Source organism: Actinoplanes sp. NPDC049802, assembly GCF_040656595.1.
Taxonomy (GTDB): domain Bacteria; phylum Actinomycetota; class Actinomycetes; order Mycobacteriales; family Micromonosporaceae; genus Actinoplanes.
Genome location: NZ_JBFAMR010000076.1, coordinates 1 through 18,687, shown reverse-complemented (window position 1 = coordinate 18,687; position 18,687 = coordinate 1). Strand labels below are relative to the sequence as shown.

Here is an 18,687-nt window from a genome sequence, read left to right as displayed (position 1 = left end):
CGTGAGGGCGTGACGTATGAGTATGGACATCATTCCGCAAGAGGGCGCCGAGATGGGGGTGCTGGTCGAGGGTTTCGTGGCCGCCGAGGCGACCGCCGACGACATCGCCGCGCTGAAGAAGACGGTTTACGAGCAGAAGATCCTCGTTTTCAAGAATCAGAATCTCAGCCCTCGCGAATTCCTGGACCTGGGCCGCCGGTTCGGCGAGCCGACCGTCTATTACGAGCCCATCTACCACCACCCGGAACACAAAGAGATCTTCGTGTCGTCGAATCTCGACACCGACGGCAAACCCGGCGTGCCGAAGACCGGGCGGTTCTGGCACTCCGACTACATGTTCACGCCGGCACCGTACTCGCTCACCTTCATCTACCCGCAGGTGGTGCCGAAGCAGAACCGGGGCACGTACTTCATCGACCTCGGCAAGGCGTACCAGCGCCTGCCGGACGATCTGAAGGCGGCGATCAAGGACACCTGGTGCTGGCACAGCGCGCGACGGCACGTCAAGATCAGGCCGTCCGACGTGTACCGCCCGATCGGCGAGGTCATCGACGAGATCGAGAACGCCACCCCGCCGACCCGGCACCCCACCGTCTTCACGCACCCGGTGACCGGCGAGCCCACCCTCTACCTCAGCCAGGCGGGCACCTACCGGATCGACGACAAGGACGGTACGGAACTGCCCGCCGAACTGCTTCAGCGTCTGTTCGAGGCGGTCGGCCAGCAGGACCCGGAATTCCGGCACGAGAACATCCACCTGCAGACGTTCACCGAGGGCGATCTGCTCCTCTGGGACAACCGCAGCCTCACCCACCACGCCCTGCACAGCGCGAAACCGGAGCCCGCGGCCTCGTTCCGGGTCACGGTGTACGACGGTCTGCCCTACCTGGGCGAACCGGCCTGACGATCGCACCGCTCACGGGGGAGGACAGATGGAAAAGATCATTCCAGCGGCCCGGATCACCGCACGGCACCCTACGGACACGGCGTTGATGGACGAGGTTCTTCAGGTCTACAAACCACCGTGCCGCTATCTGACGGCGGCCGACACCCTGCTGGCCGACGGGACGCTCGGGGTGGCGAGCGAGTTCTCGGTGCCCCAGCCGTTCTACATCGAGAACACCGGGCACTTCAACGCGGTCGAGTTCGTCATCTGCCTCAACCAGATGATGTATTACGCGGTGGCCAAGGCGGTGAAGGAGGGCATGCTGGCGCCGTTCACCGAATGGCAGCCGGACGACTTCTGGAAACGCCAGCTGACCGACTTCCTCATCGTCGGGATGAAGACCCGGTTCCGGCGGCCGGTGGCGGCACAGCGATTCCACGGCGAGGGCCGGTTCGTCAAACTCGTCCAGCGGGACGTCGGCTTCCAGCCGCTGCTGATCATGGACGTCGCCTGCCGGTTCTGGGACGACGACGGCGGCCGTGCCGAGGGCGAGATCAAGGCGGCCCTGGTCAGCCCCCCGACGAGCGGGTCGTAGTCTTGCCGGACTCCTTCACCGACATGTTGCGGGCCGCCCCGCGGTCGGAGCGCCGCCGCTTGCTGGAGCAGGCGGCGGCAGCCGAGATCCGGGAGATCCTGCAGATGGCGCCCGACGAACCGGTGCCACCCACCGAGAGCGTGTTCAGCCTCGGCCTCGGTTCGCTGGGCGTCGTCGACCTCAAGGAACGGCTGGAGGCCAGGTTCGGCTGCGTCATCGACGCCGACGTGCTGTTCAGCCACCCGACCCTGGCCAACCTGATGGACCACCTGACCCAGGGACAGCTGCGGGATCTGTTCCCCGGTGATTCCGAGCCGGATCCGTCCACGCCGGACGCGTCCACCACGGCACTCGTGGACGACTTCCTCAAGACCCTGTACCAGCGCTAGCGACGGAGACGAGGAATGTCCGTGACGGACGGCACCACGCGGGACCAACTCCTGGACGCACTGCTGAGCCAGCGCTACGAACCGATCGCCGTCATCGGCGCCGGTCTGCGCTTCCCGGGCGACAGCCGTGACCTGGACAGCTACGCCGCACTGCTGCGAACCGGGGGATCGGGCATCGGGCCGATCCCCCCGGACCGCTGGGACGTGGACGCGCTGTACTCGGCGGATTCGTCCCAGCCCGGCCGGATCCGTACCCGGGCCGGTGGCTTCGTGCCTGGCATCGACCGGTTCGACCCCCGGTTCTTCAACATCTCGCCGAAGGAGGCCGACTACGTCGACCCGCAGCAGCGCCTGGTCCTGGAGTGCGCGTGGGAGGCACTGGAGTCGGCGAACACCGACCCGTCCGCGTTGCGAGGCGGCAACGGCGGCGTCTACGTGGGCGTGGGCACCACCGACTACACCATCGCGGTGGGCGACCTGGCGAACGAGCAGCTCGATGGCTACATCGGCACCGGGACCACACACAGCGTCATCTCCGGCCGGCTGTCGTACTTCCTCGGCTGGCAGGGCCCGAGCATCAGCATCGACACCGCCTGCTCCTCCTCGCTGACCGCCATCCACCTGGCCGTGCTGGGGCTGCGCCGCCGGGAGTGCGATCTCGCGCTGTGCGGCGGCGTCAACGTCATCTCCCAGCCGCGCGGCCACATCGTGCTGTCCCGGGCGGGCATGCTCTCCCCGGACGGGCAGTGCAAGACCTTCGACGACAGCGCCGACGGGTACGGCCGCAGCGAGGGCTGCGGCATGCTCGTGCTCAAGCGGATGTCCGACGCCGTCCGGGACGGCGACGACATCCTCGCCCTGGTACGCGGCAGCGCGGTCCGCCACGACGGAGCCAGCGGCGGCCTGACCGTCCCGAACGGTGCCGCCCAGGAGAACGTGATGCGGCAGGCGCTCGCCGACGCGATGGTGGCGCCGGGCGAGGTCCAGTACGTGGAGGCACACGGAACGGGCACGTCGCTCGGCGACCCGATCGAGATGTCCGCGATCCACACGGTGCTCGGCACCGCCCCGGATCGGACCGATCCGGTGGTGGTCGGCTCGGTCAAGACGAACATCGGGCACATGGAGTCGGCCGCCGCCGTCGGAGGCGTGCTGAAGGTCGTCCTCCAGATGCGGGACCGGACCATCTACCGGCACCTCAACCTGGAGACCCCGTCCCGGCACATCCCGTGGGACCGGTACCACGTGACGGTGCCCACCGAGCCGCGCCCGTGGACCGGCGGGCCGCTGCGCGCGCTGGTCAACTCGTTCGGTTTCAGCGGCAGCATCGGCAGCCTGGTGATCGAGGAGCCGCCACCGGTCGCGACCGCCGCGGAGACCCCGGAAAGCGACCGCGAGGCGGCGGCCGCGACCGCCGTGTTCACCCTCTCCGCCCGCAGCCGCAACTCGCTGGAACAACAGGTCGAGCGCTACCAGCGGCACCTGGCCGAGAACCCCGGCCTGGACCTGGCCGACCTGTGCCACACCACCAACGTGGGGCGGGCGCACCTGGCGCTGCGCCTGTCCGGCCCGGTGCGGACCCACGAGGACCTGGCCGCCCTGCTGCGGACGGCGGCCGCCCGCGGCGACCGGGACGACGCGCCACGCCATCAGCGAACCGCCTTCCTGTTCAGCGGCCAGGGCTCGCAGTACGCCGGGATGGGAAGCGGGCTGTACCGCCACTACCCGGTCTTCCGGCGCTGGCTGGACGAGTGCGACCGGCTGTTCCGGCCGCACCTGGGCCGGTCGATCCGGGAGATCGTGCTGGGCGGGTCCGCGGACGGCGCCGACGAGATCAACCGCACCAGCTGGACACAGCCGGCGCTCTTCTCGCTGGAGTACGCCCTGGCCCGGCTCTGGCTGTCCTGGGGTGCCGAGCCGGAGGTGATGATCGGGCACAGCATCGGTGAGGTGACCGCGGCCGCGGTGGCCGGGCTGTTCGACCTGCCGGACGCGATCCGGCTGGTCGCCGCCCGGGCCGCCGCCATGCAGTCGGTCGCCACCCCGGGCCGGATGATCGGTGTCAGCGCGCCGGCCGAGGAGGTCGCCGATCTGCTGTCCGGGTACCCGGACGTCGCCCTGGCCGCGCTCAACGCCCCGCGGCAGTGCGTGGTGTCCGGCGGCACGGACGCCGTCACCGCCATCGAGCGAACGCTGCTCCAGCGTGGGGTCAAGGTTCGCGGGCTGGCGGTTTCGCACGCGTTCCACTCCCCGCTGATGGCCGATGCCGCCGCCACCTTCGGCCGGGCCATCGCCGGCATCCGCTTCCACGAGCCGGCGCTGACACTGGTGTCCAACCTGACCGGTGACGTGGCCGGCCCCGGCGAGATGGCCACCCCGGAGTACTGGGTGCGCCAGGTCCGTGAGCCGGTCCGGTTCCTGGCGGGCATGCGGACGATCGGTGACCGCGGCCGGCACGCCTTCATCGAGATCGGGCCGTCCGGGACCCTGACCGCGCTGGGCCGGCAGTGCCTGGACCGGCCCGGTGACCTCTGGCTGACCAGCCTGCACCCGGAGCGGGCGGACCAGGACACCATCCGGGCCGCCCTGTCCCGGGTGTACGACAGCGGCCTGCCGGTGTCCTGGACCGCGTACCACACCGGGCGGCGGCTGTGCCGGGTCCCGTTGCCGGTCTACCCCTTCGACCGCCGCCGGTACTGGCTGCCGGTGCCGGACCGGACCCGGCGGGCGGCCGGCGAGCCCGGCCCGGGTCACCCGCTGCTCGGCGCCGAGATCAGCACGCCGGAGCAGCGGTCCGGCGGCGTCCGCGAGTTCGCCGCGCGGCTGAGCGCCGACCGGCCCGGCTATCTGGCCGACCACGTGGTGATGGATCAGGTGGTCTTCCCCGGCGCCGGCTACCTCGAGGTCTTCCTGGCGCTGCAGGACGCGGTGCACGGTGAGACCTCCCGCCCGGTCGAGGACGTCCGCATCCACGAGCCGCTGCTGCTCGCGGCGGGCGAGACCACCGAACTGCGTACCCGGCTGGACTCCACCGGCGCCGCGATCGTCAGCATCGTGGCCGGCACGAACGGGCCGATCGAGCGCCGGCACGCCACCGCGGCACTGGGCCCGGCCGGGGCTCGGACGGAGGAGCCGGACGGCTCGCCGGACGGCGCGGGCGAGACCGTGCCGGTGGACGAGCTGTACGCCGAACTGGCCGACCGGGGGCTGGCGTACGGCCCGGAGTTCCGCCGGTTGCGGGGCCTGTCGCGGAACCGGGCCGGCCTGGTGGTCGCCGAGGTCGCCGGGCTCCCCGGCCCGATCGCCGAACACCTGCCGCCGCCGGTTCTCGACGCCGCGTTGCAGGCCGTCGCCGCGCTGGCCGGGACCGACTCCGGAGACACCTTCCTGCCGGTACGTTTCGGCAGGTTCCAGCTGTTCAAGAAGCCCCGTGGCGACCTGCGCGCGGTGGTGCGGCGGGCCGGGACCGGCCCGGACGGTGTGGACCTGGCCGCCGACGTCCTGCTGTTCGAGGGCGACCGGCCGGTGGCGGCGCTGCACGGGCTCGGGCTGCGGCGGGTGGCCCGTCCGGCCGGCGCCGTCCGGCAACTCTTCCACCAGCCGCGCTGGGTCAAGCGGGCGCTGCCGCAACCCGCCGGGGAACCGGCCCGGGCCCGGCACGCGCTGGTGGTCGGCCGGACCCGGGAGGACCTGGGGGCGGCCGTCGAGACGGTGCCGGACGGGGCCGGTCTCACCTTCGCCGCCGACCCGGGCCAGGCCGGGCGGCTGCTGCGCGACCGGCCGGACGTCACCGACCTGTGGTGGTTCTGGACCGGGCGGCCGGGTCTGCGCGACGAGTGCGAGCGCAACTACCGGGACGTGCTCGCCCTGATCGCCGCCGCCGACGCCGCGGGCGCCCCGTCACCGGCGCGGATCTGGCTGGTCACCGAGGGCGGCCAGTGGCTGCGGGACGACGATCCCGGCGCCCGCACCGCCGAGGGCCTGGCCGCGAGTACCCTGTGGGGCTTCGGGGCCGTGCTGCTCAACGAGTACCCACGGCACCGGGTCACGATGGTGGACCTGCCCCCGGCCGGGGACGGCGCCGCCGACTACCGGCCGATCGTCCGGGAGTGGCTGGCCGCGGACCCGGCCGGCAGCGAGTTCCAGATCGCCTACCGGGACAGCGGCCGGCACGTCCGGCGGATCCACCCGGTGTCGCCCGGCGGTCCGGACGGCGACTACGAGCTGGCCGTCGCCACGTACGGCGAGCTGTCCGGGATCCGGCCGTCGCCTCTCACCGCCGTCCCGCCGCGGCACGACGAGATCCAGGTGCGGGTGCACACCGCCGGCCTGAACTTCCGGGACGTGCTCAACGCCCTCGGGCTGCTGCGCCGGCACGCGGAGGACACCGGGGTGACGTACCGGCCGCTGCCTCTGGGGTTCGAAGGCGCCGGAACGGTGGTCGCGGCCGGTCCGGATGCCGGATTCGAGGCCGGCGACCAGGTGCTGTTCAACCATCTGGGCTGCCTGCGCAGCACGGTGACCCTGCCGTCGGCGTCGGCGGTGCGCAAGCCGCCGGAGATCGGCTGGGAACAGGCCGCCGCGCTTCCGGTCGCCTACGTGACGGCCTACCACGCGCTGCACGACCTGGCCGCGCTCCGGGCCGGGGACCGGGTGCTCATCCACGCCGCCGCGGGCGGGGTCGGCCAGGCGGCCGTCCAGCTCGCCCTGCGGGCCGGGGCACGGGTGTACGCCACCGCCAGCCCGCACAAGTGGCCGATGCTGCGGGCCCAGGGCGTCGAGTACGTGACGAACTCGCGCAGCCTCGGCTTCGCCGCCGACATCCGTGCCGCCACCGGTGGCGAGGGTGTGGACCTGGTCCTGAACAGTCTCAGCGGCGAGTACGTGTCGGCCGGGCTGCGCTGCCTGGCCGCCGGCGGCCGGTTCGTGGAGCTGGGGAAGATCGGCATCCACTCGCCGGAGCAGGTCCACGAGGAACGCCCGGACGTCGAGTACCACGTCTTCGACCTGAGCGAGCTGCCCGAGGACCAGCACCGGCGGCTGGCCCGGCGGGCGATGCGGGAGGCGGTGGACGCGGTGGCCCGCGGGGAACTGGCCCCGATCCCGGTGACCGCCTACACCACCGACGAACTGGAGGAGGCGTTCAACGTCCTCAGCCGGGGCGCCAACGTCGGCAAGCTGGTGGTCCGGCTGGTCGACGACGAGGCGCCGGCCGCCGCCCCGCTGGACCCGGTCGCCGGCGAGACGTACCTGATCACCGGTGGACTGGGCGCGCTGGGCCTGGCCGTCGCCCGCGAGCTCGCCGACCGCGGTGCCCGTCACCTCGCGCTGGTCAGCCGCCGTACGGTCGGTGCGGAGGAACTGCGATCGGTCCGGGATCGGCTGGCCGGCGCCGAGGTGACGGTGCACCGGGCCGACGTCGCCGACGAGGCGGACGTGGCACGGCTGATGGCCGAGCTGGACGGTACGCCGTACCCGCTGGGCGGTGTCATCCACGCGGCCGGGGTGCTGGACGACGCGCCGGTCGCCCAGCAGACCTGGGAGCGGATCGAGACCGTGATGCGGCCCAAGGTGTACGGCGCGCGACTGCTGCACCGGCACACCGAGCACCGGTCCGGCCTGCGGTTCTTCATCACCTGTTCGTCGCTCGCCGCGGTGCTGGGGCCGGTCGCCCAGGCCAACTACGCCGCCGCCAACACGTACCTCGACGTGCTCATGCAATGGCGGGCCGCGCGCGGTCTGCCGGGGCTGAGCGTCAACTGGGGTCCGCTGGCCGGCTCCGGGATGGCGGCCGGCATGGACGACCAGCACACCCAGCGGGTGCAGCGGCAGGGCGTCCGGTTCCTGCGGCCCGCGGTGGCCACCCGGGCCCTGGTCCAGGCGGCCGGGCAGCCCTGGGCACAGGTGATGGCGGCCGAGTTCGACTGGCCCCGCCTGGCCGCGAGCCTGCCGCTGGGCAACGCCCTCTTCCGGCAGGTCGCCGCCCCGGCCGGAACCGCCGCAACGGTCGTCGACGTGGCGGAGCTGCGGGCCCTGCCACCGGCCGAGCGGGAGGCCGTGATCAGTGATCTGGTCCGGTCCCGGATCGCCGAGCTGCTGCGCTTCGACGGCGCCGACGAGGTGGAACCGGACGTGAAACTCACCGACCTGGGGCTGGACTCGCTGGTCGCGGTGGAGTTGCGGAACAGTCTGGAGGCGGCGCTGCGGATGGCGGTGCCCGCGTCGCTCACCTTCGATCATCCGTCGGTCGCCCAGCTCAGCCGGTTCCTGGCCCAGTCGCTGGAGCCGGAGGCCGAACGGGCCGAACCGGTGGCCGACGACACGGCCGGGGTGCGCGAGCTGTCCGAGGCCGAGGCGGAGGCGGAACTCGCCGCCTGGCGGGGGATTGGCTGAACGTGCGCGCCTATCTCGACTCGCTGGAGTCGCTCTCCCGGCAGCAGCTGATGCTCCTGCTGTTGCGCCGGCGGCAGGACGACACCGAGGGCATCGCGGTGGTGGGGATGGCCTGCCGTCTCCCCGGTGGGATCACCGGTCCGGACGCCTACTGGGCGGCGCTGACCGCGGGCCGGGTCGTCCCGGACGAGACCACCGGGGTGCCGGTCGACAGCCGGGGCCGGCCCCGGTGGAACGTCGGCGCGCCGGACCTGGCGCCGCTGGCGGACGTGCTGGCCCACGGGGCGTACCTGGACGACGTGGACGTCTTCGACGCCGGCTTCTTCGGCGTCCCCGAGGACGAGGCCCCGTACCTGGACCCGCAGCAGCGGATCCTGATGACCTGTGCGGCCGAGGCGGTCGCCGACGCGAACCTGACCCGGGACCAGCTCGGCACGCGCCGGGTGGGTGTGTTCACGGCCGCCACCTCGATCGAGTACCACCAGCCCTACCTGCGCAACGGGGTCCGGCCGGGCGATCTGTCCCGGCACGTGGCCGCCGGTGGGACGCTCAGCGGCACGGCCGGCCGGGTCGCGACCGGTCTGGGCCTGCACGGGCCGGCGATGACCGTGGACACCGCCTGCTCGTCCGCTCTCACCGCGCTGCACCTGGCCACCGTCGCGCTGCGCCGCCGGGAGTGCGACCTGGCCGTGGTCGGCGCCTGTCATCTGCTGTTGTCCCCGTGGACGACGGCGGCGTTCGCACGGACCGGGGTGCTGTCCGCTTCCGGCCGGTGCCGGCCGTTCGCGGCCGGCGCCGACGGCTACGTCCGTTCCGAGGGGTGCGGGGTCGTGGTGCTCCAGCGGGAGCGGGACGCCGTCGCCGACGGCGCGCTGCCGCACGCGGTGGTCCGGGGCACCGCCGTCCACCAGCACGGCGACCGGCTCGGGCTGTCGGTCGCCTCGGCCCTGAGCCAGCGGTTCGTGATGGAGGAGGCGCTCCGGCAGGCGCAGACCGCCGCGGAGGACGTGGCGTACGTCGAGGCCCAGGCCAACGGCCTCAAGCTGCCCACCGTGGTGGAAGCGGAGGCGATCGCCGCGGCCTACCGGCGTACCGGAGCGGGCGCGCCGCGGCTCTACGTCGGCTCCGCCAAGGCGAATCTCGGATATCTGGAGACCGCCTCCGGCATGGCAGGTCTGATCAAGACCGTTCTCGCGGTACGGCACGGCACGGTCCCGCGCCAGCCGGACGTCGGTGACCTGGACCCGGACGGCGGCTGGCATCGTGGCCCGCTCTCCGTACCCGTGGAGAGTGTGGCCTGGCCGGATGTGCCGCGCCGGCTGGCCGGGGTGAGCGCGTTCGGGTTCACCGGGACCGACGCGCACGCGATCCTGGAGGCCCCGGCCGACCGGGCCGGGCCGTCCGGCGGCGACGGACCGGCCGTGCTGGCGCTGTCCGCGCACCATCCGGCGGCTCTGCGGAAGACCGCCGCGACGCTGCTCACGTACCTGGAGACCGATCCGCGGTGGACCGTGGACGCGGTGTGCCGGACGCTCGCCGTCGGGCGGGACGTGCGGGCGGTGCGGGCGGCGGCGGTGGTCCACGACCGGGCCGGTCTGCTGGCCGCGCTGTCCCGGTGGCGGGCCGACGGCGCCGGCGCGGCGCCGGATCCGGCCCGGATCGACCCGGCGGACCGGCTGCAGCTGATGGCCGCCCGGTTCGCCGCCGGAGGCCCGGCCCGGCCCGCTGACCTGTGGGACGGGCGGGACGGACTGGTCCGGCTGCCGCCTCCGGCGCTGACCGGCCGGAGCTGGTGGCCGGAGCAGAACCGGTGGTCCTGACCAACACCCGGAGGGGGAGTCCCGATGTCGTATCTGAGTGAGCACACGCTCGTGCACATCATCGCCGAGCAGGCCGGAAAGCGGCCGGATCAGGCGGCGTACGTCTGCGAGGACCGTTCCACGACCTATGCGGAGCTGCACCGGGAGAGCAACCGGGTCGCGCACGGCATCCGTGCCGCCGGGCTGGGTCCCGGCGCCCGCGTGGCCTACCTGGGCCGTGACTCCGAGTACTTCACCCAGGCTCTGTTCGGCTGCGCCAAGGCCGGGACCGTGCTGGTGCCGATCAACTGGCGGCTCGCCAAGGGTGAGGTGGAGCAGATCCTGCGGGACTCCGGCAGCGAGCTGCTCCTCGCCGAGCCGGAGTCACTGCCCGGCGCTGACCGGATCCGGTCCGTCCTGCCCGGTCTGCGGCGGCTGGTCCCGCTCGGGACGCCGGGCACGCCGAACGATTTCGACGCGTGGAAGGCGGAACAGCCGGACTCCGACGTCGACCCGGGGGCGAGCGGGGACGACCCGGTGGTGCAGATCTACACCAGCGGCACCACCGGCGCGCCCAAGGGTGTGGTGCTCGCGCACCGTACCTTCCTGGCCGCGCACCACCTCCAGACCAGCAACGGGGTGGACTGGCTGACCTGGCGGCCGTCCGACACCACGTTGATCTGTCTGCCCGGTTTCCACGTCGGCGGGTTGTGGGGCCTGGTGCAGCCGCTGCTGGCCGGTGGCCGGGTGATCGTGATGCGGGCGTTCGTCGCCCAGCACGCGCTGCGGATCATCCGGACGTACGGGGTGACCTTCGTCGGCATGGTCCCGGCGATGCTCCAGACCGTGCTGCGGGAGCCGGGGGTCACCCGGGCGGACTTCGCCCGGGTCCGCAAGGTGATCTACGGTGGCTCGCCGATCTCCCCGGCGCTGCTGACCGAGTGCATGGAGCTGATGGACGCCGAGTTCGGGCAGTTGTACGGCCTGACCGAGACCGGCAACGTCGCGGTCTGCCTGCCACCGGAGGCGCACGTGCCGGGCAGCCCGCGGCTCGCGGCGGCCGGCCGCCCTCTGCCCGGGGTGGAGGCGAAGGTGATCGACCGGGACGGCCGGCGGTTGCCCGCCGGCGCCAAGGGCGAGGTGTGCCTGCGATCCCCGGCCCGGATGCTGGAGTACTGGCACCGTCCGGAGGAGACCCGGGCGACCCTGATCGACGGCTGGGTCCACACCGGCGACGTCGGCCACTTCGACGACGATGGATACCTGTTCATCTCCGACCGGATCAAGGATCTGATCCTGGTGGCCGGGCAGAACGTCTACCCGGCCGAGATCGAGAACGCGCTGCGTGCGCATCCGGCGGTGGTGGACGTCGTCGTCGTCGGCGCGCCCGACGACCGCTGGGGCGAGGCGGTCCAGGCCTTCCTGGTGGCCGCGCCCGGCACCTCGCCCACGCCGCGGGAGCTGCGGTTGTTCCTGCGCGACCGGATCGCCGACTTCAAGATCCCCACGCGGTACGAGTACGTCGATCAGCTGCCCCGCAACGCCAGTGGGAAGGTGTTGCGCCGGCAGTTGCGCGACCCGCTCTGGCAACACCTCGACCGCACCGTGTAGGGATGGCCATGGATGTAACGACGATCGGGAGGACTCCGGCATGACGGCCGCGCTCACCACCATCAAGTTCACCATGCGGACACTGTCCGCGGTCTCCCCACGGCTCGCCGGCCGGTTCGCCCTCACGCTGTTCTCCACGCCGATGCGCAAGGCCCGGGTCCGCCCGGAGGAGCACGAGGCGCTCGGCTCGGCGCAGCGGGAGACCATCGACGTGATGGGGCATCGGGTCGCCACCTACCGATGGGGCGACGGCAGCCGGCCGGTGCTGCTGCTGCACGGCTGGGAGTCACGGGCGTCCCGGTGGGCTCCGTTCGTGCCGGAACTGCTCGCCAAGGGGTTCAGCCCGATCGCCTTCGACGCCCCCGGCCACGGCGAGACCACCGGCAAGTTCGCGCACCTGCTCGAATACCGGGCCATCGCCACCCGGCTCCAGGAGCGTTACGGGGTCTTCGAAGCGGTGGTGGCCCACTCGCTCGGTGCGCTCTACGTCTACCACGCGCTGCGCACCGGCGTGGCCACCCGGCGGCTGGCCGCGATCAGCGGCCCGTGCCACTACGGCTACCCGGTCGAGACGTTCAGCGCGGAGTTCCGGCTCTCACCCCGGGCCGAGGCCGACTTCCGCGGCCGCATCGAGCGCTTCTTCCACCCGGAGCGGGACATCTGGGAGCGGTTCTCACCCGGTTACCAGCCCGGCTCGCTCGACTTCCCGATCCTGCTCGTGCACGACCGCAAGGACCGGGTGATCGCCTACCGGCAGGCGGAACTGCTGGCCGAGGCGTACGGCGCCGGGGCCCGCCTGATCACCACCGAAGGGCTCGGCCACCACCGGATCATGGTCGCGCCGGACGTGATCCGCCACGTGATCGAATTCGTGACCGGAGCCGACCAGGGTTCACGCTGACCCGGCTCCGGGATCGAGCGGCCCGCCGATCCGGCCGGCCGCTCGATCCCGGGGGTCTCACCAGGCGACCGGCAGTTCGTACACCCCGAAGAGGGTGCTCTCGTGCTTGAACGACAGCTCCTCGATCGGCACCGCGCACCGCAGATCCGGGAACCGGCGGAACAGGGTCTCGAAGACGATCTCCAGCTCGGCGTTGGCCATGTTCTGGCCGAGGCACTGGTGGCTGCCGTAGCCGTAGGCCAGATGCCCGCGTGCCGGGCGGTGGATGTCGAAGGCGTCCGGGTTCTCGATGAAGTCCTTGTCGTGATTGGCCGAGCCGGTCAGCAGGAACAGGCCCTCACCGGCTGCGATCCGCTGCCCGGCGATCTCGACGTCCTCCTTGGCGATCCGGGGATGGAGCAGATCGGCGACGCTGAGGTAGCGCAGCAGTTCCTCCACCGTCCGCGGCCACAGCGACGGGTCGGCCTTCACCTCGGCGAGCGTGCCGGGATGCTCCAGCAGCGCCAGCGTTCCGAGGGCGATCATGTTGGCGGTCGCCTCGTGCGACGCGTTCAGGACGCTCTGCGCGGCGCCGGCCAGGTCGGCGTCCGCCAGCTCCAGTTCGGCCGGCGCGTTCGCCAGCTTGGTGAGGATGTCGTCGCCAGGGTTGCGGCGCTTCTCCTCCAGCAGTTCGATCATGTAGCCGCGCATCTCCATCACGGCGGTGCGGAGGTCGTTCATCGAGGTCGTACGGTCGAGCAGGATCAGTGCCCGTGACTGGAAGAAATGGTGGTCGGAGCCGGGGATGCCGAGCAGCTCACAGGTGAGCGTGGACGGCACCCGCAACGCCAGCATCTGTACCAGGTCGGCGGGCTGACCACTGTCGCGCATGGCGTCCAGCGCCTCGTCGGTCATCTGCTGGATCCGCGGGCGCAGCGTACGGATCTTGCGCATCGTGAAGTCGGGCATCAGCAGCTTGCGGTACACGTCGTGCTCGGGCGGATCCATCCGGACGAACGACGACCGCCGGCCCTGCCGGTCCACTCCGGAACCGCCGGGCCGGGGGATGCCCGGGATGGCGCTGTCGCTGCTGATCCGCGGGTCCTTCAGCGCCGCCTGGACGTCGGCGTACCGGGAGACCAGCCAGACGTCGCTGCCGTCCGGGAGCACGGCCTTGGACACCGGCTCCGCCGATCGCAGCGTCTCGTACTCCGGGGGGAGATCGAAGGGACACCCCGAGCGGCGCATCGGGAAGGAACGCGCTGTGCCGGTCCCGCCGACCGGGGTGGTGGGGCCCGATGTCGCCATGCTGACTCCTGTTCGCCGAGGACCCCTCGATGTGGGGCTGCCGGTTCTCTGCCCGCGCCGACGAATTTACGGCCCGCCATGGAACGCATCGGTAATCGTCGGGTAAGAACGGTCCCCGGCCGATAGGGGTTGGTAGGGGCTAGGCCTTTTCTGGGCATTCATTTAACGTCGGATCGCGGGCACCGAAGTAATCGAGGAGGGATGTTTCGATGGTTCATCTCAGAGGCGGCGAACTAGTGGATGTCGTTCTTGAAGGCGGCCCGGACAATCTTCCGACGGAGCTCCGCACGGTCAAGGTGGACCCGGCGGACGAGAAGGTGAAGGTTCCGCACCACGGCGGCTACGAGCATTTCGAGCGCGCCGCGGACGCTGATTCCGGAAACGGCGGGCCGGTCGCTTTCCGATGGACCATGCGGACCCGGATCGCTGAATAGCCGCACCATTTTCGTGGATAAGGAGTCCTCGTGGGTTCGGACGAATCCGGAGACCGCCCCGGATGGCGGGTCTCGGTGAACCAGAGCCGGTGTATCGGGTCCAGCATGTGCGAGAGCATCGCCGCCGGGCACTTCACCGTGGTGGGCGGCGTCTCCCGGCCGCGGGACGAGGTGATGGAGCCGGCCACCGAGATCCAGGACGCCGCCGGGTTCTGCCCGGTCGAGGCCATCACCCTGGTCGACACGGCGACCGGCGCGGAGATCACGCCGGCGTACTGAACGGCAGACAGCAGAAGGGGCCGGCCGCCTGGCCGGCCCCTTCTGCTGTCATGCGGTCACGGCGTTCGGACGCTGAGCGGGCGCATGTCGGTCCAGACCCGCTCGATGTGCTCCAGGCACTCCGCCCGGCTGCCGGTCCGCCCGGCATCCCGCCAGCCGGCCGGAACCTCACCGGCCGCGTCCCAGATCGAGTACTGCCCCTCGTCGTTCACGACCACCCGGTACGTGCCGGCCATCGTCTCCCTCTCCTTCGCGCTGTTCGTCACGCGTACTCGTAGAAGCCCCGGCCGCTCTTCTTGCCGAGCAGACCCCCGGAGACCATCCGGGCCAGCAGCGGGGGCGGCGAGTAGTGCGGCTCCCGGAACTCCCGGTAGAGCGACTCGCTGATCGCGGCGACGGTGTCCAGCCCGATCAGGTCGATCAGGCGCAGCGGGCCCATCGGATGCGCGCAGCCCAGCGTCATCGCCTTGTCGATGTCATCCATCGACGCCATGCCCGACTCCATCATCCGGACCGCTGCCAGCAGGTACGGGATGAGCAGCGCGTTCACCACGAAACCGGCCCGGTCCTTGGCCCGCACCACACTCTTGCCGAGAACGTCGGTGACGAACGCGTCCACCGTCTCGACCGTTTCGGGATCGGTCCGCACCGAACCCACCACCTCCACCAGCGGCAGCACCGGCGCCGGGTTGAAGAAGTGGATGCCGACCACCCGCTCCGGACGGCTGGTGACCCCGCCCAGCTGCACGATCGGCAGCGACGACGTGTTCGAGCCGAGGATCGCCTCCGGGTCCTCGACCACCTTGTCCAGCGTGGCGAACACGTCGAGCTTCACCGACTCCTGCTCGGTGACCGCCTCGATCACCAGCTGACGGTCCGCCAGGTCGGCCAGATCGGCGGTGAAGGTGACCCGCGCCAGCGCGGTGTCCCGGTCCGCCGCGGCGAGCCGGCCCCGGGCCACCGCCCGGTCGAGCGAGCCGGCGAGCCGGGACCGCCCGGCCCGCAGGGAATCCGGCCGGGAGACGGCGACACGGACGTCCAGCCCGGCCCGCGCACACGTCTCGGCAACCCCGGCGCCCATCATTCCGCACCCGACCACGCCGATCCGATGAATCCTTTCCATGACGTTCCGCCTCCTGACGGGATCAGACCGCGTCCAGCTCGTTGTCCAGAATGGTGAACATGTCGTCCGCCGTGACCGCGTCGAGGTTCTCGGTGGCCACCGGAGCCCGGTCGGACCGGTCCCGCCACTTCGTCAGCAGCCGTTGCAACGACGCCGCGACGTCCTTCTCCGCCACGTCGCCCGTCTCCACCAGATCCAGCGTCGCCTCCAGCCGGGCGAGACCGTCGGCCAGCGCACGGGCCCGCTGCTTCGCCTGGTCGGCCCCCAGTTCGTCACGCAGGTGCTCGACGAGCGCGGCCGGTGTGGGGTGGTCGAACGTCAACGTCGCCGGCAACCGCAGCCCGGTGATCTGGTTGAGCCGGTTGCGCAGCTCCACCGCGGTCAGCGAGTCGAAACCGAGCTGCTTGAACGCGACGTCCGCCGGGATCGTGTCCGCCGACTCGTGGGCCAGCACCGCCGCCACGTGCGTGCGGACCAGCTCGAACAGCAACTCGCGCTGCCCGGTCTCGGTGAGACCTGCCAGCCGGTCCGCCACCGGTACCGCGCCGTCCACCGGACCGGTCCGGCGAGGCCGGCTGAACGAGCGCAGCGGCGGCGGTGCGGTGGTGGCGTTCCGCAGCGCCGGCAGATTCAGCTTGATCGGAACCAGAGTGGCGTCACCGGTCCGGCAGGCCGCGTCGAACAGTGCCAGCCCTTCCGGCACGGTGTGCGCCAGCACCCCGCTCCGGCCGATCCGGGCCAGGTCGGCGTCGCTCAGCCCGCCGGTCATCCCCCCGTCGCCCGCCGCCCACAGCCCCCACGCCAGTGACGTGGCGGCCAGGCCCGCCGCCCGCCGCTGAGCGGCCAGCGCGTCCAGGAAGGCGTTCGCCGCCGCGTAGTTGCCCTGACCCGCCGTGCCGAGCATCCCGGTCGCCGACGAGAAGAGCACGAACAGCGGCACGTCACCGGCCAGTTCGTGCAGGTTGACGGCCGCGTCCACCTTCGCCCGCAGCACCGGGTCCAGCCGCTGCGGTGTCAACGACTCGACGGTGGCGTCGTCCAGAACGCCGGCCGCGTGCACCACACCGGCCAGCTCGGGCAGGGTCGCCAGCAGCGCCGACAGGGCTGCCCGGTCGGCGGCGTCGCAGGCGGCCACCTCGGCCGAGGCGCCCAGGGCCGCCAACTCGGCGACCAGTTCCGCGGCCCCCGGCGCGGCCGGCCCCCGGCGGGAGGTGAGCACCAGGCGGGTCGCGCCGTGCGTTCCGGCCAGGTGCCGGGCCAGCGCGGCACCGAGGGTCCCGGTGCCGCCGGTGATCAGCACGGTGCCCGCCGGATCGAAGAAGCGGCCGTCCCCACCGGCCGGCCGGGGCACGAGCCGGGGCACCGTCAGAACCCCGTCGCGGACCGCCACCTGCGGTTCACCGGTCGCCACCGCCGCGCCCACCAGAGCCGGATCGTCGGTGTCCACCAGGACGAAACGATCCGGGTGCTCGGTCTGCGCGGACCGGACCAGCCCCCAGACCGCGGCGCCGGCCGGGTTCGAGCCACCGATCGCACCCCGGGACACGAACACCAGCGGCGAACGGTCGCCGGGCAGCCACCCGTGGATCGCCGCGAGCGCCTCGTGCACGGCCGTCCGGACCGCGTCGGGATCACTGCCGGAACCGACCGGGAACACCTCAGGAGCCTCGGCGGGCGTCGTCGCGGGCGTCGGCACCGGCCGCCAGTCCAGCCGGTACAGGCCGTCCGTGCCGGCCACCGGGCCCAGCTGATCCGGCGTCACCGGGCGGGTGACCAGGGACTCGACGGTCGCGACCGGGAGACCGGCGTCATCCGCGAGCACCAGGGCGTACGCGTCCGCACCGGCCGGAGTGATCCGGACCCGCAGCGCGGTGGCCCCGGTGCCCGTCGTCCGTACGCCGTGCCAGCTGAACGGCAGACGCAACCGGCCGTCGGCTCCGGACGCCAGGAACAGCGTGTGCAGGGCGGCGTCCAGCAGCGCCGGGTGCAGCCCGTACCGGCCGGCCGGCGCCTCCGCGGGCAGCTCCACCGCGCCGAACAGTTCGTCGCCACGACGCCAGGCCGCCACCAGCCCCCGGAACGCCGGTCCGTAGCCGATGCCGAGCCCGGCCACCCGGTCGTACAGATCCTCGACGGGAACCGGGACGGCATCGGCCGGCGGCCACTCCCCGATGTCGCCGGTGACGGCCCCGGCCGCCGGATCGGCGGCCTCCAGCAGACCGCTCGCGTGGTGCGTCCACGCCTCTTCGTCCGGCGTGTCCTCGTCCCGGGAGTGCACCCGCAGCGCCCGCCGCCCGGCCTCGTCCGGTTCACCCACCTCCACCTGCACCTGGACGGCGCCGTCGGCCCGCAGCACCAGCGGCGCGTGCAGGGTGAGCTCACGGATCAGATCCAGGCCGGCCTGTTCGGCGGCCCGCCGCGCGAACTCGGCCAGCGCGGCGCCGGGCAGCAGCACCGCGCCCAGCACGACGTGGTCGGCCAGCCACGGCTGCTCACGCAGGGACAGCCGCCCGGTGAGGACGAACCGGTCCGAGCCGGCCAGCCGCAGCACCGCGCCGAGCAGCGGGTGATCCGCCGGAACGAGCCCCAGACCGCCGGCGTCGGCCGGCGCGTCCTCCGCGGTCAGCCAGTACCGCTGGTGCTGGAAGGGGTAGGTGGGCAGGGTGGCGCGGGTGCCGGGGCCGAGGTCGAGGTCGGTGCCGCGGGTGTGGAGGGTGGCGAGGGCTTCGAGCAGGGTTCGGGTTTCGGGGTGGTTGCGTCGGGTGGTGGGGATGGCGCCGTCGTCGATCATGGTGGTGAGGACGGTGTCGGGTCCGATTTCGAGGTAGGTGGTGACGTTGTTGGTGCGCAGGGTGGTGATGGCGTCGGTGAATCGGACGGTGTGGCGGAGTTGGTGGGTCCAGTAGTCGGGGGTGGAGGTGAGGGGGCGGCCGTCGAGGGTGGAGATGAGGGGGATGGTGGGTGGGTGGTGGGTGATCGAGGCTGCGGTG

Annotated in this window: 13 protein-coding genes; 9 read left to right on the top strand and 4 right to left on the bottom strand. The window is 72.3% G+C overall.

The window, feature by feature from the left end:
* The first annotated feature begins 16 nt into the window (after nt 1-16).
* From AB0I88_RS33970 to AB0I88_RS33940, 7 genes are read left to right on the top strand one after another with little or no spacing between them, the layout of a single operon-like run.
* The gene (locus tag AB0I88_RS33970; protein WP_361034247.1) at nt 17-904 is read left to right on the top strand and encodes a TauD/TfdA family dioxygenase; all 888 of its coding nucleotides are present in this window, start codon (nt 17-19) and stop codon (nt 902-904) included.
* A gap of 28 nt (nt 905-932) precedes the next feature.
* Nucleotides 933-1,481 carry an FcoT family thioesterase gene (locus AB0I88_RS33965; RefSeq protein ID WP_361034244.1) on the top strand — a complete coding sequence of 183 codons (549 nt, stop codon included), beginning with the start codon at nt 933-935 and terminating at the stop codon, nt 1,479-1,481.
* A 2-nt stretch (nt 1,482-1,483) separates the two neighbouring features.
* Nucleotides 1,484-1,870, top strand: coding sequence for an acyl carrier protein (locus AB0I88_RS33960; protein ID WP_361034241.1), 387 nt, complete (start codon nt 1,484-1,486; stop codon nt 1,868-1,870).
* A 15-nt stretch (nt 1,871-1,885) separates the two neighbouring features.
* Nucleotides 1,886-8,263: a type I polyketide synthase gene (locus AB0I88_RS33955; RefSeq protein WP_361034238.1), complete on the top strand. Its 6,378-nt coding sequence runs from the start codon at nt 1,886-1,888 to the stop codon at nt 8,261-8,263.
* A gap of 2 nt (nt 8,264-8,265) precedes the next feature.
* Nucleotides 8,266-10,083, top strand: coding sequence for a beta-ketoacyl synthase N-terminal-like domain-containing protein (locus AB0I88_RS33950; RefSeq protein WP_361034234.1), 1,818 nt, complete (start codon nt 8,266-8,268; stop codon nt 10,081-10,083).
* Nucleotides 10,084-10,107: 24 nt separating this feature from the next.
* The gene (locus tag AB0I88_RS33945) at nt 10,108-11,673 is read left to right on the top strand and encodes a long-chain-fatty-acid--CoA ligase (RefSeq protein ID WP_361034231.1); all 1,566 of its coding nucleotides are present in this window, start codon (nt 10,108-10,110) and stop codon (nt 11,671-11,673) included.
* A 40-nt stretch (nt 11,674-11,713) separates the two neighbouring features.
* Nucleotides 11,714-12,574 (top strand): alpha/beta hydrolase, encoded by an 861-nt coding sequence (locus AB0I88_RS33940; RefSeq protein WP_361034228.1) that lies wholly within the window; start codon nt 11,714-11,716, stop codon nt 12,572-12,574.
* Between the two features lie 57 nt (nt 12,575-12,631).
* Here AB0I88_RS33940 and AB0I88_RS33935 read toward each other — a convergent pair whose 3' ends face one another.
* The gene (locus tag AB0I88_RS33935; RefSeq protein ID WP_361034225.1) at nt 12,632-13,861 is read right to left on the bottom strand and encodes a cytochrome P450; all 1,230 of its coding nucleotides are present in this window, start codon (nt 13,859-13,861) and stop codon (nt 12,632-12,634) included.
* A gap of 209 nt (nt 13,862-14,070) precedes the next feature.
* Between AB0I88_RS33935 and AB0I88_RS33930 the strand changes: the two genes are divergently transcribed.
* Both AB0I88_RS33930 and AB0I88_RS33925 read left to right on the top strand, forming a co-directional pair.
* Nucleotides 14,071-14,295 carry a DUF5988 family protein gene (locus AB0I88_RS33930; RefSeq protein WP_361034222.1) on the top strand — a complete coding sequence of 75 codons (225 nt, stop codon included), beginning with the start codon at nt 14,071-14,073 and terminating at the stop codon, nt 14,293-14,295.
* A gap of 30 nt (nt 14,296-14,325) precedes the next feature.
* Nucleotides 14,326-14,574, top strand: a complete 249-nt coding sequence (locus AB0I88_RS33925) for a ferredoxin (RefSeq protein ID WP_361034219.1) — start codon at nt 14,326-14,328, stop codon at nt 14,572-14,574.
* A 56-nt stretch (nt 14,575-14,630) separates the two neighbouring features.
* Here the strand turns inward: AB0I88_RS33925 and AB0I88_RS33920 are convergent, their stop codons facing one another.
* The 3 genes from AB0I88_RS33920 to AB0I88_RS33910 form a co-directional block, all read right to left on the bottom strand.
* Nucleotides 14,631-14,810: an MbtH family protein gene (locus tag AB0I88_RS33920; protein WP_361034289.1), complete on the bottom strand. Its 180-nt coding sequence runs from the start codon at nt 14,808-14,810 to the stop codon at nt 14,631-14,633.
* A 26-nt stretch (nt 14,811-14,836) separates the two neighbouring features.
* Complete coding sequence (locus AB0I88_RS33915) at nt 14,837-15,697, bottom strand: 3-hydroxybutyryl-CoA dehydrogenase (protein ID WP_361034216.1); 861 nt, start codon at nt 15,695-15,697, stop codon at nt 14,837-14,839.
* A gap of 22 nt (nt 15,698-15,719) precedes the next feature.
* On the bottom strand, nt 15,720-18,687 hold a 2,968-nt coding region (locus AB0I88_RS33910; RefSeq protein ID WP_361034213.1), incomplete at its 5' end, for a type I polyketide synthase.

Bases quoted from the DNA above. Each gene is read 5' to 3' on its own strand.
- AB0I88_RS33970 (WP_361034247.1), top strand. From the start codon at position 17: ATGAGTATGGACATCATTCCGCAAGAGGGCGCCGAGATGGGGGTGCTG.
- AB0I88_RS33965 (WP_361034244.1), top strand. From the start codon at position 933: ATGGAAAAGATCATTCCAGCGGCCCGGATCACCGCACGGCACCCTACG.
- AB0I88_RS33955 (WP_361034238.1), top strand. From the start codon at position 1,886: ATGTCCGTGACGGACGGCACCACGCGGGACCAACTCCTGGACGCACTG.
- AB0I88_RS33945 (WP_361034231.1), top strand. From the start codon at position 10,108: ATGTCGTATCTGAGTGAGCACACGCTCGTGCACATCATCGCCGAGCAG.
- AB0I88_RS33940 (WP_361034228.1), top strand. From the start codon at position 11,714: ATGACGGCCGCGCTCACCACCATCAAGTTCACCATGCGGACACTGTCC.
- AB0I88_RS33935 (WP_361034225.1), bottom strand. From the start codon at position 13,861: ATGGCGACATCGGGCCCCACCACCCCGGTCGGCGGGACCGGCACAGCG.
- AB0I88_RS33930 (WP_361034222.1), top strand. From the start codon at position 14,071: ATGGTTCATCTCAGAGGCGGCGAACTAGTGGATGTCGTTCTTGAAGGC.
- AB0I88_RS33920 (WP_361034289.1), bottom strand. From the start codon at position 14,810: ATGGCCGGCACGTACCGGGTGGTCGTGAACGACGAGGGGCAGTACTCG.
- AB0I88_RS33915 (WP_361034216.1), bottom strand. From the start codon at position 15,697: ATGGAAAGGATTCATCGGATCGGCGTGGTCGGGTGCGGAATGATGGGC.